At 42.6% G+C, this 15395-nt stretch carries 14 protein-coding genes; 8 read left to right on the top strand and 6 right to left on the bottom strand.

Going from position 1 to position 15395, the window contains the following annotated elements:
- Positions 1 to 117: 117 nt before the first annotated feature.
- The 4 genes from ercA (at position 118) to ACMXYT_RS08775 (ending at position 6759) form a co-directional block, all read left to right on the top strand.
- On the top strand, positions 118 to 1206 hold the full coding sequence (gene ercA / locus ACMXYT_RS08790) for an alcohol dehydrogenase-like regulatory protein ErcA (RefSeq protein WP_415905774.1): 1089 nt from the start codon (positions 118 to 120) through the stop codon (positions 1204 to 1206).
- Positions 1190 to 2926 carry a NahK/ErcS family hybrid sensor histidine kinase/response regulator gene (locus ACMXYT_RS08785; protein WP_415911332.1) on the top strand — a complete coding sequence of 579 codons (1737 nt, stop codon included), beginning with the start codon at positions 1190 to 1192 and terminating at the stop codon, positions 2924 to 2926. Before ercA ends, ACMXYT_RS08785 begins: the two co-directional genes overlap by 17 nt.
- Positions 2927 to 3032: 106 nt before the next feature.
- Entirely contained in the window at positions 3033 to 4181 is a 1149-nt protein-coding gene (gene nosP, locus ACMXYT_RS08780; RefSeq protein WP_415911331.1) for a nitric oxide-sensing protein NosP, read from the top strand.
- Positions 4174 to 6759, top strand: coding sequence for a NahK/ErcS family hybrid sensor histidine kinase/response regulator (locus ACMXYT_RS08775; RefSeq protein ID WP_415911330.1), 2586 nt, complete (start codon positions 4174 to 4176; stop codon positions 6757 to 6759). The genes nosP and ACMXYT_RS08775 overlap by 8 nt, the downstream gene beginning before the upstream one ends.
- 177 nt (positions 6760 to 6936) lie before the next feature.
- Here the strand turns inward: ACMXYT_RS08775 and ACMXYT_RS08770 are convergent, their stop codons facing one another.
- Positions 6937 to 7605, bottom strand: coding sequence for a response regulator (locus ACMXYT_RS08770; RefSeq protein WP_415881377.1), 669 nt, complete (start codon positions 7603 to 7605; stop codon positions 6937 to 6939).
- A 100-nt stretch (positions 7606 to 7705) separates the two neighbouring features.
- A complete protein-coding gene (locus ACMXYT_RS08765) occupies positions 7706 to 8245 on the bottom strand; it encodes a rhodanese-like domain-containing protein (protein ID WP_415911329.1) in 540 nt (179 codons plus the stop codon).
- Positions 8246 to 8455: 210 nt separating this feature from the next.
- Here ACMXYT_RS08765 and ACMXYT_RS08760 point away from each other — a divergent pair, with 210 nt between their 5' ends.
- The 3 genes from ACMXYT_RS08760 to ACMXYT_RS08750 are packed head-to-tail and all read left to right on the top strand — an operon-like array spanning position 8456 to position 10828.
- The gene (locus ACMXYT_RS08760) at positions 8456 to 9418 is read left to right on the top strand and encodes an ABC transporter substrate-binding protein (RefSeq protein WP_415898358.1); all 963 of its coding nucleotides are present in this window, start codon (positions 8456 to 8458) and stop codon (positions 9416 to 9418) included.
- Positions 9415 to 10188 (top strand): ABC transporter permease, encoded by a 774-nt coding sequence (locus ACMXYT_RS08755; protein WP_415898357.1) that lies wholly within the window; start codon positions 9415 to 9417, stop codon positions 10186 to 10188. Before ACMXYT_RS08760 ends, ACMXYT_RS08755 begins: the two co-directional genes overlap by 4 nt.
- Positions 10181 to 10828 (top strand): ABC transporter ATP-binding protein, encoded by a 648-nt coding sequence (locus tag ACMXYT_RS08750; protein WP_415898356.1) that lies wholly within the window; start codon positions 10181 to 10183, stop codon positions 10826 to 10828. Before ACMXYT_RS08755 ends, ACMXYT_RS08750 begins: the two co-directional genes overlap by 8 nt.
- Before the next feature lie 54 nt (positions 10829 to 10882).
- Here the strand turns inward: ACMXYT_RS08750 and ACMXYT_RS08745 are convergent, their stop codons facing one another.
- From ACMXYT_RS08745 to ACMXYT_RS08730, 4 genes are all read right to left on the bottom strand, one after another.
- Complete coding sequence (locus ACMXYT_RS08745; protein WP_415898355.1) at positions 10883 to 11668, bottom strand: ABC transporter permease; 786 nt, start codon at positions 11666 to 11668, stop codon at positions 10883 to 10885.
- A complete protein-coding gene (locus ACMXYT_RS08740) occupies positions 11665 to 12402 on the bottom strand; it encodes an ABC transporter ATP-binding protein (RefSeq protein WP_415898354.1) in 738 nt (245 codons plus the stop codon). Before ACMXYT_RS08740 ends, ACMXYT_RS08745 begins: the two co-directional genes overlap by 4 nt.
- Positions 12403 to 12479: 77 nt before the next feature.
- Entirely contained in the window at positions 12480 to 13451 is a 972-nt protein-coding gene (locus ACMXYT_RS08735) for a YVTN family beta-propeller repeat protein (RefSeq protein ID WP_415898353.1), read from the bottom strand.
- Between the two features lie 14 nt (positions 13452 to 13465).
- Positions 13466 to 14635 (bottom strand): ABC transporter substrate-binding protein, encoded by a 1170-nt coding sequence (locus tag ACMXYT_RS08730; protein ID WP_415898352.1) that lies wholly within the window; start codon positions 14633 to 14635, stop codon positions 13466 to 13468.
- Positions 14636 to 14804: 169 nt separating this feature from the next.
- On the opposite strand from ACMXYT_RS08730, the gene ACMXYT_RS08725 reads away from it, so the two are divergent.
- Positions 14805 to 15242 carry a copper-binding protein gene (locus tag ACMXYT_RS08725; RefSeq protein ID WP_415898351.1) on the top strand — a complete coding sequence of 146 codons (438 nt, stop codon included), beginning with the start codon at positions 14805 to 14807 and terminating at the stop codon, positions 15240 to 15242.
- Positions 15243 to 15395: the final 153 nt, after the last annotated feature.

Genomic DNA, 15395 nt, shown 5'->3' with positions numbered 1-15395 from the left:
CATCTTTCTGCTGTAGCAGAGTTGTCCTGTTGAGTACCTCTAATGAGTAGAGACATTTCAAATCTTCGAAAGTTCGTATCCCCAGAAATAATTTTTGGTGCTGGTGCTAGGTGCTCAGTGGCTAATTATGCGAAAAACTTTGGTGCGCGTAAGGTCTTGGTGGTTTCGGATCCGGGTGTGCAAGAAGCTGGATGGGTAAAAGAGATCTCTGATTTGCTGCTTGATGAAGAAATCGAGCATGTGGTTTTTGATGATGTGTCTGCTAACCCTAGAGCGGAAGAAGTAATGGCCGGAGCTCAAGTCTACCAAGAACATGGCTGTAATGTCATAGTTGCCGTCGGCGGTGGAAGCCCAATGGACTGCGCCAAGGGTATAGGGATTGTGAGTGCTAATGGTAAGCATATTTTGGATTATGAGGGTATTGATACCATTCATCTCCCAATACCTCCTCTTATTTTTATTCCTACTACTGCAGGTACTTCGGCTGATGTTTCGCAATTTGCGATTATTTCTGATCCTGTTGAGAAAGTTAAAATCTCTATTGTTAGCAAAGCAGTTGTACCGGATGTTGCTCTAATTGATCCAGAAACAACAATGACAATGGATCCGTTCCTAAGTGCTTGTACTGGTATTGATGCTCTGGTGCACGCGATAGAGGCGTTTGTGTCTACGGGTGCAGGACCGCTAACTGATATGCATGCGCTCGATGCTATGCGGCTTATTAACGATAACATCGTCACATTGGTTGAGCAGCCAAAAGATATTCATCTTCGTGAGCAAGTGATGCTTGGTTCAATGAAGGCGGGACTTGCTTTTTCTAATGCGATTCTTGGTGCGGTGCACGCTATGGCTCATAGCTTGGGCGGTTATAAAGATCTCCCTCATGGTTTGTGTAATGCCATATTATTAGAGCATGTTATTGATTTTAATTACTCAGAGGCCGAGGATCGATTCAAAGTTGTAGCGGAAACCATGGGGGTTGCAACTAAGGGTCTGAATACTAGTCAAATTCAGGTGGCTTTAAGGAATAAAGTTGTTCAATTAAAGCAAGATGTTGGACTGGATCAGAAATTAAAAGAAAATGGCGTCAATATCGTGGATATCCCTGTGTTATCTGATCATGCTTTACAGGATCCATGCATTCTTACCAATCCCCGTAAATCTAATAAACGAGATGTAGAAGTGGTGTATGAAGAAGCGCTTTAATAACCAAAGCCAAACAGTAGAAAGTCTAATTGGTTTAGGGAACCACTCTTCTCGAAAAAACTATCATTCTGAATTAGTTACTAAAATTGATGAACTTGAGCGTGAAAAGAACCGCTATAAGTGGCTATTTGAAAATGCTTTGCATGGGATTTTTCAGGCAAAATTAGATGAAGGGATAATATCTGCTAATCCTGCGATGGTTAAGTTATGCGGATATGATTCTGAAGAACAGTTCCTTCAAAGAATAACGCAGCTGGATTCACTTCTTTTCTGTTGTGCTGATGCCTATTCAGATTTCCGTTATCAGCTCGCGCAATATGGCAGGGTTTTTAATTTTGAGACTCTCTTTCTGAAAGAAGATGGTCAGTGTCTTCACGTTTCAGTCAGTGCTTTATCTAAAGATCCTGATGGTAATGGCCCCATTATTGAGGGGTTTGTTAAAGATATTACCGAACGAAAAAAATCTCAGGACAGATTGAAACAATTAAATGTTGAGCTTGAGGTTAGGGTGGCTAATCGTACGAAAGAATTGCTTTCGCTAAATGATAAGCTTGTCCAAGAGATTTCAGAGCGCGAGCAAATTCAAAAAGAACTGAAAATTGCCAAAGACCTCGCAGAGGATGCCAATAAAAGTAAGGATAAATACCTTGCTGCAGCGAGTCATGATCTATTGCAGCCAATGAATGCAGCTAGATTACTCATAGCTGCATTAAGAGAACGCTCTCTGCAAACTCAAGACGCCCATCTTGTGGAGCGAGTTCACTTAGCGCTGGAAAATGCTGAAGACCTTCTAACTGATCTTTTAGATATTTCTAAGCTTGATCAGAATGCAGTACAACCAGATATATCTGATTTCCGTATCAATCAGTTATTACTGTCGATGGTAAATGAGTTCCAGGCTATAGCGGAGAATAAAAACATCAGGTTAAAGCTTGCTGAGTGTTCAGCTGCAGTTACAAGTGATTCTCGACTTTTGTTGAGAATTATCAGGAACTTTATCAGTAACGCAATTCGTTATACCAATGAAGGGTCTGTTCTTGTAGGTTGTCGTCGAAAAGGCCGAATCTTAAGTATCCAGGTTTGGGATACTGGGCTAGGTATTCCAGAAGAAAAGCAGCAGCTTGTTTTTAAAGAATTTCAACAATTAGAAAATAAGTCGGCTAAAGACCGTCAAGGTGTTGGATTAGGCCTTGCTATAGTGGAGCGTATTGCTCATGTGCTCGGGCATAGGCTGGTGGTTAAATCTGTGCCTGACAAGGGTTCTATGTTTGCTGTAGAGGTTCCATTGGTAGAACAGCTTCCACTCGAGGTACCGGTACAACAATTCAATCAATTCGGAAATAATCAATTATCGAACCTTGTGGTTTTGGTAATAGATAATGAAGAAAATATTCAGGCGAGTATGGAGGCGTTACTCACGCAGTGGGGTTGTTTCGTCATCACTGCCTCGAGCTTGCGCGAGGCTGTAGAAAAATGTACTGACGAGTACATAGTGCCGGAATTAATACTTGCTGATTATCACTTGGATTATGATCTACTTGGTACTGATGCCATAGATGGTTTGAGAGAGCATTTTGGTTTGGATATTCCTGCAGTTATATTAACAGCAGATAGAAGCAGTGAATGTCGTCAGCTCTTTGAGAACAAAGGGCTTTCTCTGATTAATAAGCCTGTAAAACCAGGTAAATTAAGAGCCCTAATTACTCATTTGGTTTGTTAAATATCATTTACATTGAGGTCTGCCAAAAAGGGGTCACAAGTAGTATTTGTTGATTTATCCTCAAGACCTAGAATGAAATGATTAAGCTTTTCCCGAGGATAGACCATTGACTCAGGACCCTGCGTTTCTGCTGGCTGCATCATTCAGTTCTGACCCTAGCACTGCTGCAAATGATCTTTTGTCGCAGCTTGATTCTCCAGAGATCAGTTTTATAACTTTTTTCTGTTCTGCTGAGTATCCGCTTAAGGAGCTTGCGACAGCACTTAATCAAGCTTTTCCTACAACTGAAATTGTTGGTTGCACTACTGCCGGTGAAATAACTCCTGATGGTTATGGGCAGGGCTGTATTACTGCTATTGGTTTTAAACAGTCTGGTTTTGCAATTGAAGCTGCTTCTATTGAGTGTCTAGATGACTTCAGTTTAACTGATGCACAGATGCTGGTTGATCAGCTTATATCAGGTTGCCGTCATCATGAAATTGCGCCAATCAAAGGCAATACATTTGCCTTAACTTTGCTTGATGGTTTATCCATTCAAGAAGAAAATGTCCTTGTTACCCTTAACTCGGCCTTGGGAAGTATCCCAAACTTTGGCGGCTCTGCCGGAGATGACATCCATCTCGCTAAAACCCATGTTTTTTATAATGGTGAGTTTCATACCGATGCTGCAGTAGTCATGTTGGTAAATACAATCTATGACTTCGAAGTATTTAGTACTCATCACATGAATCATCGTAATGACAAGCTTGTTGTTACAGAAGCGGATGCAGATAGTCGTTGTGTCTACGAGATAAATGCTGAACCTGCTGCGCTTGAATACGCAAGGGTGATAGGAGTTGCCGTTGAGGACTTAAATCACCACGTTTTCGCTCAAAACCCTGTTGCTGTGAAGCTTGGTGAAGAATATTTTGTGCGTTCTATTCAGCAGGTTAACGATGACCTTAGCATGAAATTTTATTGTGCGGTCGAGAATGGCATTGTTCTGACGGTCATGACACCAGGTGATATGGCTGCAGATCTCATTAGTAAGCTTGAAGTGATCGAAGAGAAAATAGGTGAGCCTCAGCTAATTATTGGCTGTGATTGCTTCTTGCGTCGTCTGGAGAGTGAGCTAAGGGGTAATTCTCAGCAGATATCCGATTTACTTCGCAAAAATAAGGTTATTGGATTTAACACCTATGGAGAGCAGAAAGAGGGTATGCATATCAATCAGACCTTCACTGCCGTTGCCATCGGGAGAAATCTAAATGTCTGATCAGGCTGTACAAGATCGCATTTCCAAGCTCGAAGAAGAAAACCGCAAACTACGTAAAATAAACTCTGTTTTGGTTCAGCGAGTTGAGTCAGGTGGCGGTCAGAGTGCTAACCCTTATTCTGCATTTGAGCATTCTGTTGTACTTGCTGAGCAGGTGCGTGAGCGGACAGAGGCGCTCAATCGAGTCCTTTCAGAGCTGAAAATCAGTCATAGGGCACTTAAATTAGCCAACAATCAAGCTGCGTTAGCTAACCAGCGATTAGTGGATGCAATCGAAAGCATTTCTGATGCCTTTGTTCTATTTGATCAAGATAGAAAAATTGTCCTTTTTAATAGTAAGTTCAGTAGTGTTTGGGCATCAACGGGTTTAAATATCCAAACCGGTACAACAATACAGGACATTAGTCGTTTAGCGCGTGAAAGTGGTCTGATTGATGAAGAGTATCCAGATACAAATACAGGAAGTAAGGTTTATCGGCTAAATGATGGTCGCTGGGTGCAAATGTCAGAGCGTCCGACCCAGGATGGTGGTTTAGTAATTCTCTATACAGATATTACAGCGCTGAAAGAACGTGAAACTGCAGATAAAGAACATGCTTTAGCCCAAAAAACTAAACTGCTGCAAAACACTGTAGATAACCTGTCTCAAGGTGTGGTGCTAGTGACTCCAGAAGGTCGCGTTGAGCTTTGGAATGATCGATTCCTTGATCTTACAGGCGTTGAGCAAGAGCAAGTTCAGTCCTATCCACCATTTGCAGCGCTAATGCTGGATAACCACTCAATTCTCCAACATGCGTTAACAGCCGCTCAGCAAGGAGAGGTGTTAGCATCCGAGCAACGGGGTGATAAAGGCCAAGTGATCGAGGTTCGAACGCACCCCATGCCACAAGGTGGCTTTGTAAATACCTATACAGATATCACTGAACGTCATCGATATGCGGAATCTCTTCGTCAAAATGAGCAGTGGATTCGCCTGATAACAGATAACGTTCCAGCATTGATCGCCTATCTAGATCAGGATCTTAACTATGGCTTTGCCAATAAGGTTTATAGCGAATGGTTTGGTCGTGCTGACGGAGAATTAAATGGTCAGAGTATCCATGATGTTTATTCTCCGGATGAGTATGAGCGTTTAAGCCCGTATGTAGAAAAGGCTCTGTCGGGTCGAAATGTCACCTTTGAAACTTGGCAGACTAATTCTCGTGGCGAAGAGCGCTACATGCTGAAGTCTTATGTCGCTAATATTGATAAAGACGGAAAGCCGAATGGTTTCTTCGTTATGATTCGAGATATTACTGAGCGACGTAGGTCTGCCGAGGCTCTTGAGCTGTCGCACCAACTGCTTGAGCAAAGGGTAGAAGAGCGTACATCTGAATTAACGGAGCTAAACGAACAGTTACGTTCAGAAATTACTGAGCGTGTTCAGGTTGAATCTCGCCTGTTAGATGCCAAGATGGAAGCGGAGCAGGCCAATCTTTCTAAAACTAAGTTCTTAGCGGCGGTGAGTCATGACTTGCTTCAGCCTTTGAATGCTGCTCGCTTGTTCTCTGGTGCTTTGGCTGAGAAAATTGAAGATCCAAAAAACTGCTCTTTAGCGCAATCTGTATCTAACTCCCTAGACGATGTGGAATCACTTCTCCGTACACTGGTTGATATCTCCAAGCTAGATGCCGGCGTGGTAAAGGCGGACGTTATTACCTTTAATCTTCAAAGCTTGTTCGATACTTTGGCGCCTGAATTCCAGCAGTTAGCGAATGCTGAAGGAATTGATTTCCGTTATGTGAAAAGTGGCGCAGTTGTGAAGTCGGATTCTCAACTATTAGCGCGTATTCTGCGTAATTTCTTAACTAACGCCATACGCTACACCAAAGAGGGGAAAATTTTACTCGGTTGTAGGCATGAGCCCGATTCAGTCTGGATCGAGGTGTATGACACCGGTCCTGGTATACCATCAAACAAGTTACAAGAGATCTTTCAGGAGTTTAAACGTCTTCAATCTGATCAGCCTGGTCAGGAGAAGGGTTTGGGCTTGGGTCTTGCGATAGTAGATAAAATTTCTCGGGTATTGGGTCACGAGATTCGAGTGGATTCCGTTGAAGGTAAGGGCTCTGTATTTGGAGTAAAAGTACCTAAAGGTGTGCCTCTGGCGCCTGCGGAAGTTACTGGTCCGCATATTCCGATGATAACTGAGCGACTCTCGGGAGCTTGTATCTGGTTGATTGATAATGATGAATCTATTTGTAAAGGGATGGATATATTGTTATCGGGCTGGGGTTGTCATGTGGTGACTGCGTTGTCCTTTGATGATTTAGCGCAACAGGTTGATTTTGTGGAAGATCCTGTGGACCTGCTAATCGCGGATTACCATCTCGATAATGATGAAACAGGCATTGATGCGGCCAAATCAGTAACCGAGAGAGTAGATAGTGATCTGCCTGTACTGATGATCACTGCTAACTACAGTAAAGAGCTGAACCAAGAGATACGAGATCTTGGTTTTATCCTTGTCAATAAGCCCATCAAGCCACTTAAGCTAAAAACTACGCTTATACATCTCTTAGAGCAGCAGGTCGTTTAGGCCTGCTTGTTCTCATCTCAAAACATGCCCAAGCTCAATCTATAAGCTAGATATTCTAGTTCATGCTGGAAGTAATTCGCTTACTCTTGGAGGGTGTGTGTCTATTACTCAATCTTGAAATCGAAGAGAACAAAATAAAGAAGGGTGACTGGACTCAGTCACCCAGTAGTGTAGATATTAGCGCTTAAGATATTCGTTAAAGTCGATGTTGCCAGCAGATAGAACTGCTTGAATACGGTTGTGTACGCCTAGCTTACGTAGGATTGCAGATACATGAGCTTTTACAGTTGTTTCCGCAATATTTAGGTTGTAAGCGATCTGTTTGTTGGATTCGCCCTTAGACATGCGCTCAAGTACTAGTAGTTGGCGTCGTGTCAAAGATGATAAAAGTTCTGGCGGAATCTGGTTTTCGTCCTTGCGCTGAGTGCGTCGGCTATCAGGCTGGCTAGCGCGGATAATGTCTGAAGGCAGGTATACATTGCCGGCAAGAATCTGCTGAAGTGCTTCGGTCATTTGATCACGAGGTGAAGACTTAGTGATAAAGCCAACGGCACCATAGGTGATAGCCTGAAGTACAATTTGTTTGTCTTCTTCTGCTGATACGATTACCACAGGTACTGTTGGTAGATCGTTACGCAATGTGATCAAGCCATTAAGGCCGTTCATTCCAGGCATGTTAAGGTCAAGCAGGATAAGATCTAGCTCTTCCTCATTTTGAGCGATTGTAAGCGCACTATCCAGATCTTCCGTTTCCAGTGTCTGGCAGCCAGTAAAGCTGTTTTCGATAACATTGATGATAGCTTCACGGAACAGCGGATGATCATCCGCGATCAGGATCTTGTACACGACAATATCTCCAATTTCATTATATTTATTATGAGCTTATATTCTCATCCTGAGCTTGTCTCTATCTTACTCCGTGTAAGACTTTAATGCTTGGTAAAATTTAATGCTTCTTTAGTGTAAAGGGTTCAGGGGTGGCAATGCTGGTTTCTAAATTGTGTTCAATCCAGCCATCAGAGCCATTTCTATACCACAGCAAATTAGTGTAACCCCATTCAGAAGCTCTCTTTAAAGCATTCCATGACATCCAGCAATCAGCCGTACAGTATATAATTACTGGAAGGCTTTTGTCGCCGTTTGTTAAGCGCTCTAAATTAGATTGGAAATACTCTGACCAGTCGTCGTCTAGTTCGCCTAAGCCTACGTTAGGAAGCCATACACTATCAGGTATATGGAGTCTGGGTTCCTTTTGAATGAAAACGCGATTCCAGGTGATGGGTTGCACATCTACTAGGATGGGCTTATTTCCCGTTTCTAGTAGGCGGATTACATCTTCTGTTGAAAGTGTTTTCCCGTGTAGGCTTTTTAATGGTGTAGGGCTGCGATAATGGAAATATCGGTAACCTTCTGCTGAAAACAGCTCAAAATCTGTTGTATCAGCATAATCGCTTGTGTCGTCTGCAAAGCCAGTATTTATGAACAATAGAGTGAATAAATACGTTGCGATTTTAAGGTGCCTGATGATGCTTTCCTTACAATTTCTCTACACGCCTATTACACCGTGCGAAAGTGTGGGTCTAAATTCTACCATCGAGCAAAAAAACAGGTACGAAAGTACTATGTCTGCTCACGGCATTGAAGCTTATTTTAAGTTTCTCTATCGTCCCGATAATTTGTAGTACGTGGGAATCTTATGTTTATTGTTCGTAACTTGTTGTTTTTATTTGTTTTTATCTCTTTTTGTGTGAATGCTAATAGCGAGCGAAGAGAAATGAAAGTAGCTGTGCTTGCTTCTGGGACAGTGAATTGGGAATTACAGCATATAAAGAATCAAAAATTAGATGAGCTTAATAACTTTGCTCTTAAAATTATCAAAGTAGCGAGTATGTCGGCAGCAAAAGTTGCGCTGACAAGTGGTAATGCTGATGCAATAGTTGCTGATTGGTTATGGGCGGCTGAGAGAAATAGCAAAGGTGAATCTTTTAGATTTATACCGTTCTCGAAGCAGATTGGGATGGTTATGAAGCCTGCATCTAGTCAGTTGTCTGATCTTTCAGAGCTTAAAGGTAAGAGAATAGGTGTTGCTGGTGGACCTTTGAATAAAGGTTGGATTTTGCTGAAGGCAGGAGCACAAAAGCACGGGATTAATCTCGAATCTGATGCTCAGGTTCAGTTTGGCTCGCCACCTTTATTGAGTCAGTCGTTAAAGAGTGGGCGTCTAGATCTGTTGGTCACTTTTTGGCATTACGGAGCAAGGCTTGAGGCTGAAGGGTACAAAACAGTTATTAGTCTTCAGGATATGATGGCAGAGTTGGGTATGACTAGTCAGTTGCCTATGCTTGGCTATCTAGTAAAGCAAGATCAAGTGGATAGTAATCCTGAGTTGATAAATAGCTTTGTAGATGCAGTAATGGCAGCTAAGAACCAATTGTTGAATGAGGATGATCATTGGCTAGGTCTTCGTAAACTAATGAGGGCTGAGAATGACCAGGTTTTTAATGCACTTATTACTGGGTACCGCAATGGCATACCTAGTCATATAACAGCTGATCAGATCGATGATGCGAAGGTATTCTATAAGTTGATTACTCAATTCAAACCATCACTTAAAGGTGCTGAGCTGAACGAAGATATGTTTTATAAGGCAGGTCTATGAGTTCAGCGAGCAATATAAGTCGTTTGAGTGACCAGTTGTTAGCTATATTTGTTCTCTTGGCTTTATGGTGGGGCAGTGCGGCGTTCGTTAATAACGTATTGCTTCCCACACCTGGTGAGGTGTTTAGCGCCTTGCAAGTTGAGTGGTCCGAGCAAAGGCTGTTGGATAGTTTGCTGATTACTTTGCAGCGAGTTGCGATTAGTTTCTTCTGCGCCATGTTACTTGGCGGTCTACTCGGTGTTCTGATGGGGAAATTTTCCACAGTAAACAGAATATTAGATCCTCTATTAATTATTCTTCTGAATGTCCCAGCGCTAGTTGTAATTATCTTGCTTTATATCTGGTTCGGTTTGGTTGAGGCAGCAGCAGTCGGTGCGGTAATCATCAATAAATTACCCAATGTCGCTGTAACCTTGCGTGAAGGTGGGCGCATGTTTGATGAGCAGCTGGAGGAGATGGCCAGAGCCTATCATTTCTCTTTCAAGCAAAAGCTTACAGAATTATGGTGGCCTCAACTGTTTCCTTACATCATGGTCGCGACGCGTAGTGGTTTGGCATTGATATGGAAGATCGTTTTAGTCGTAGAATTGTTGGGGCGCTCTGATGGGGTCGGCTTTCAACTTCATATGGCCTTTCAGCTTTTTGATGTAGCAACAATCCTTGCTTACAGTTTTGCCTTTATCTTTATTGTTCAAATGATTGAGTGGTGTATTTTGCAGCCTTTAGATCGGTATGCTCAGCGCTGGCAGCGAGGTTCAGAACGTGTATAAATTTGCATCTGATAAGATTTGCTACGGCGACGAAACCATTCTTCAACCTATAGAACTTGAGTTAAAATCAGGTTCAACCATAGCTATTTTAGGCGCTTCCGGCTGTGGTAAAACAACATTATTAAACAAACTAGCGGGCTTGGCTGAAAATGAGGTCTATTGCTGGAATAAAGAAAGCATAGATATAGGTTATCTATTTCAAGAGCCAAGGCTGTTGCCTTGGAGAACGATTAATCAGAATTTAGCCTTAATCGAATCCGATTCCGATAAGGTCGCAGCGATGCTACAGGCCGTAAAATTATCTGGATATGGGGATCATTATCCTTCACAAATATCATTAGGTATGGCTAGGCGTGTGTCTTTAGCGCGTTGCTTATTACTTGATCCCGAAATGGTGTTGATGGACGAGCCGTTAACCTCGTTAGATATGAGTACGGGAGAGGAGATGAGGGAATTGATTTCCCATTTGGTTTGCGAAAATCCCAAGCGTTGTATGATCTATGTAACGCATGATCTGGATGAAGCGTTAGCTTTGGCTGATGAGGTGGTTGTGTTAAAGGGGCGTCCTGCCGCGGTTTATCTTCATAAAAGTACGAGTGAGTTAAATCGAGCAGAACTCGAATCAGCGTTGAAGGCATAAAAAAGCCTCTCTTCATAGAAGAGAGGCTTTTTGCTTTAAACTGTTCGGCTTATTCTAGCGACCGGACTTCTGAGGTTTAAATCCAGTAACCGCAAAAGCAGTAAAAAACGCTGTAGCAAATGCTGTAATGCCTAATGCTTCAAGGTTTAGTTGCATGTAAAGTGCATAGCGGACTAGTTCAACTGCATGGGTAAACGGATTTGCCATGCAGATCCAATAGAGCCATTCACTTGATTCCTGCATCTTCCAAAGCGGATAGAGTGCAGAAGAAAGGAAGAACATAGGGAAGATAACGAAGTTCATTACCCCCGCAAAATTCTCAAGCTGTTTGATCTTAGTCGAAAGGAATAATCCAAGAGAGCTTAGTAAAAGTGCAACTAGCAGTAATGCTGGTAAGACTGTTAGGTAGCCCATTAATGGTGGTTCTACTTCAACCAATAATGCAACTAATAAGAAGGCATAAACTTGTGTAAGCGAAATCAAGGCCGTAGCGACCATTTTACACAGTAGTAGGTATGGGCGAGGAAGGGGGCTCATTAGCAGTACTCGCATACTCCCCATCTCGCGGTCATATACCATGGATAAGCTACTTTGCATGCCGTTAAACAGCAATATCATGCTGCATAACCCAGGTGCTATGTAAGTCTCATAGGTGATATAGGTATCGTAGGGCTGAATAATGGAGATACCTAACGCTGCTCTGAAGCCAGCAGCAAATACCACTAGCCAAAGTAGAGGTCTGACTAGCGAACTCAGGAATCTAGAGCGCTGTTGTACGAATCGTAGAAATTCACGAACCAGAATGCCATAAAAACAGTTCCAATAACTGGCAAAGCTCATATAGCCTCCTTTGCTGGCTTTTCAGTTAACTGGTGGAAGGCGTCAGTGAAATTATCTAAGCCCGATTGATTCAGCATCTCTGATGCTTTGTCATTAATCATTATCTGCCCTTTATTAAGTAAGACAATGTGGTCTTCTTCCTTGATCTCTTCCATTAGGTGGGTAGCCCAGAGCACGGTTAGCTTTTCGTCTGTACAAAGATTACGGACATGGGTGTTAAGTGCTCTGCGTGTCTGAGGGTCAAGGCCAACGGTTGGCTCGTCCAGTAATAGGATTTCTGGTTGATGAAGTAGTGCGCGAGCAATTTCCACTCTGCGTCTGTGGCCACCGTTAAGGCTTCTTACCTTGTCATTGGCCCGATCAGACATCTCCATGCGTTCTAGCTCAAGCATGATTCTATCGCCTGCTTGGGTTTTTGATATACCATGCAACGCAGCGTGGTATAAAAGATTTTGCTGAACGGTAAGGTCTAAATCTAGGGTGCTTTGCTGAAAAACAACGCCTAGTTTTTTCATTAGGCTGGAGGGTTGCTTCTTGATGCTAAGTTCGTTGATGCGAATGTCGCCCGTTTGCATAGCGTTTAAGCGAGTAATTAAGGCAAACAGTGTTGATTTACCTGCGCCATTAGGGCCTAACAGACCATGGAACTCCCCTGGCTCTAGGGAAAAGCTAATATCCTTTAGCGCCTGTCTAGGGCCGTAGCTAAAACTTACGGATTCTACATGGATACTCATTGCTGAATCTCTTTGCTATATAAACAAAATTGGCCCACGAGAGTGGGCCTTATATGTTTCAAAGGGTAGGTAAGCTGCTATGGCTTAACTTTTACACCCCATGGGTAGCGGCCAACCTTAATGCTTTTTACAGCTTTCATTTTGCTAACATCAATAACCGATACATCACCGCTAATACCGTTGGTTGTTAGGAGCTTAGTTTGATCTTCGTTGAAGTCCATGTGCCAAACACGACGACCAACTAGGATATAGTCTTCAACTTCATAGGTTTTAGCGTTTACAACTGCAACGTGGTTAGCTGGGCCGAGCGCTACAAATGCATATTTACCATCATCAGATAGGCGGATGCCTACCGGTTGAATACGGTCTGGGTGTACGCCTTTGATTTCGAATGTAAGCTTTTTAAAGATTTTGCGGGTTTCTACATCGATAACAGAAACTGTGCCGCCAATCTCAGAGCTGGCCCATAGGATCTTGCTGTCTGTGCTGAATTCAACATGACGCGGACGCTGATCAACAAGTGTATTGTCAATCAGCTCGTAAGTGGTGGTATCAATCCAGTGAACCATGTTGGTTGTTTCACTAGTATTTACCGCAACTTTACCATCTGGGCTTACAGCCATGCCTTCAGGTTCTACGCCAACATCGATTTGAGCAAGAACTTCGCTTGTTTGTGTATCAACGATTGTCACTAAGGCATCGTCTTCATTGGAGATGTATAGGTGGCGATCGTTAGGGTGAAGTGCAAATTGCTCAGGGTCTTCACCTGAAGGTAATTCGCCAATAATCTTTTTAGTTGCTAGGTCCATAATCTGCACAGTATCTGAATCAGATGCGCAGATATAAAGCTTTGTGTAGTCTTTCGAAAACAGAATACCGCGAGGGCGCTCGCCGACGTTTAATGTCTCAATCACCTCCATGCTGTCTAGGTCGATGATAGAGATGGTGTCGTCTTTTTCGTTCGATACATAGGCAACCTCAGCGTGCAGTAATGGCGAGGCAATTAAAATACCTGCAGCAAGTGGTTTTAATAACTTTTTAAAATTCATAACTACTCCAATTATTATTTGCTGCATTTAACTTCGGCTTTATCAAAGCCCAAGGTATCAAGTTCATTTACAGGGTGAAGGAATCCATCCTGTGGGGATTGTGATACAAGAGAGCGTGGATGGACAAGAGGAATTGGTTGTCTTAACTGCCCATTCCACTCTCTATAGTTAAGTTTTCTGCCTTTAAAGCCAGCTAGTTCGAATTTTTCAGAGCGAATATACTCGTAAGTGACTTTAGGGTCGGCTGAGTTCGTGCGAGTTACTGCTTCACCTACGCTTCGTACGGCAGCCCATGATGCATAATCATCATCGGTCATCCAACGTTTAGCTAGTTTGTCAAACCGGCTTTGCAGTTGGGCTGCGCCCCATTGTTCTACAACACGGTGCCATGTAACAGGGCTAAGACCTTGTGTGCCAACTACAGGTCTTGGAAGCCAAGTGTTATACAAAACGTATTCACCAAAATCGCCGCGTTCATCTGCTACAAAGACGACATCGTACTCTTTAGTTTGTGTGAAAAGTGGCATTTCACTCTGAGCGGTACGGCGTAAATCGGTATCGTAATCCCACTGTTTCTCGGCAACTATCTTTATACCGAAACGCTTAGCGGCACGTTTGAATGCTTGGGTGTACGCTTTGTCTTCTTCTTTTTGGCCTGAAATAACCAATACTTTGTTTAAGCGCTTCGCTTTCAGCCATTGCGCAAGTGCATCCGTCAGCATTGCTCGGCTAGGTAGGGTATGAAGTAATGAGTTGTTGCACTCTTTGCTTCTGAGTTGATCTGAAGGGGAGCCAGAGTTAAATACTACTGCATCATCAGGAAGCGTTTTGTCGATAGCTTTTAGGGTTTGGCTTTGGGCATTGATAACAAAAAAACGAATACCTTGTGCATAGAGATCAGAGGCTTTGCTGATAAGTTCTTCAGGGCTTTCTGAATCGAAATGTTGCAGTGAATATTTATGTTTTAAGAAGCGGCCAGTTGTGTTGTTGTCGTTGATGCCTAGCTCTGCGCCTTTAAGGCCGGAATCTTCAGGGTCGGGAATAATGTTTGATAAAACCGGGCCATTATCCATCTGCTGCTGAAGATATCCTATGTTAACTTCTAGATTTGCCTGGGCATGTGTTGCGACGGTGAAAAATGTGGCAAGTACCGTCAATGTTGGCTTAGATTGATTTTTAAACATAAAACACGGTTATCTTTATTATGATTTATGCCCAGCATAAGTGGGATTTCGTGAACTCGGAATATGAAGAAAGTAGAAATCAATTAGTACTGAAGTAGGATTCTTTTACCCAGTTCGGTCTTTAGCATTAAGTGCATAAATAATAAGTAATTTAAACCAAGGGTGAATTATGAACGTAATCAAGAATCTTGCTGCTTGCGGCTTAGCTTCTGTTATTGCAATTACTAGTACAGCGGCAGTTGCTGAGGGTGATTTAACACGTAGACCTGCAAAGCTTCCTGATCTTGTTCTAGGAACCGAAGATAACCGCTACCACCTGTCTGAGAAGGAATATAACCTTGAAACAGGTAAGTCATATAAATTAAAGATTATCTCTAGCGGTCAAACTGAATACGCGTTCAAAGCTCCAGGTCTTTTTAATTCAATCTTCTTACGTAAAGTTGAAGCGGGGGATATGGAGATTAAAGCGGCTACGCTTAAAGAGTTGGAATTTGAACAGGAAGGCGAAGCTGAAATCTACTTCGTGCCAATTAAACCAGGTAAATTTGAATTCTTCGCTGAAGGTCTAGAACACAAAGGAATGGAAGGCGTATTTAACGTTAAATAACCAATCCTTATTTAAGCCTGAGTGTTGTTAGTAATACAATGCACAGGCTTTTCCTCTCTTAATCTCTATTCTTTCCTATGATCGTTGCTAAGATGTAAACAATTACTACTTTAGGTGGTAAGATTGTCCTGCAGGTTTATATCTTGGAGTATC

Source organism: Neptuniibacter sp. QD37_11, from assembly GCF_047778105.1.
GTDB lineage: Bacteria > Pseudomonadota > Gammaproteobacteria > Pseudomonadales > Balneatricaceae > Neptuniibacter.
The sequence above is the reverse complement of the archived record's forward strand: the minus strand, read 5'-3'. Positions and strand labels throughout refer to the sequence as shown.

Excerpts from the sequence above, each read along its gene's own strand:
- ACMXYT_RS08785 (WP_415911332.1), top strand. The coding sequence starts at position 1,190 with ATGAAGAAGCGCTTTAATAACCAAAGCCAAACAGTAGAAAGTCTAATT.
- ACMXYT_RS08775 (WP_415911330.1), top strand. The coding sequence starts at position 4,174 with ATGTCTGATCAGGCTGTACAAGATCGCATTTCCAAGCTCGAAGAAGAA.
- ACMXYT_RS08760 (WP_415898358.1), top strand. The coding sequence starts at position 8,456 with ATGTTTATTGTTCGTAACTTGTTGTTTTTATTTGTTTTTATCTCTTTT.
- ACMXYT_RS08755 (WP_415898357.1), top strand. The coding sequence starts at position 9,415 with ATGAGTTCAGCGAGCAATATAAGTCGTTTGAGTGACCAGTTGTTAGCT.
- ACMXYT_RS08745 (WP_415898355.1), bottom strand. The coding sequence starts at position 11,668 with ATGAGCTTTGCCAGTTATTGGAACTGTTTTTATGGCATTCTGGTTCGT.
- ACMXYT_RS08740 (WP_415898354.1), bottom strand. The coding sequence starts at position 12,402 with ATGAGTATCCATGTAGAATCCGTAAGTTTTAGCTACGGCCCTAGACAG.
- ACMXYT_RS08735 (WP_415898353.1), bottom strand. The coding sequence starts at position 13,451 with ATGAATTTTAAAAAGTTATTAAAACCACTTGCTGCAGGTATTTTAATT.
- ACMXYT_RS08730 (WP_415898352.1), bottom strand. The coding sequence starts at position 14,635 with ATGTTTAAAAATCAATCTAAGCCAACATTGACGGTACTTGCCACATTT.
- ACMXYT_RS08725 (WP_415898351.1), top strand. The coding sequence starts at position 14,805 with ATGAACGTAATCAAGAATCTTGCTGCTTGCGGCTTAGCTTCTGTTATT.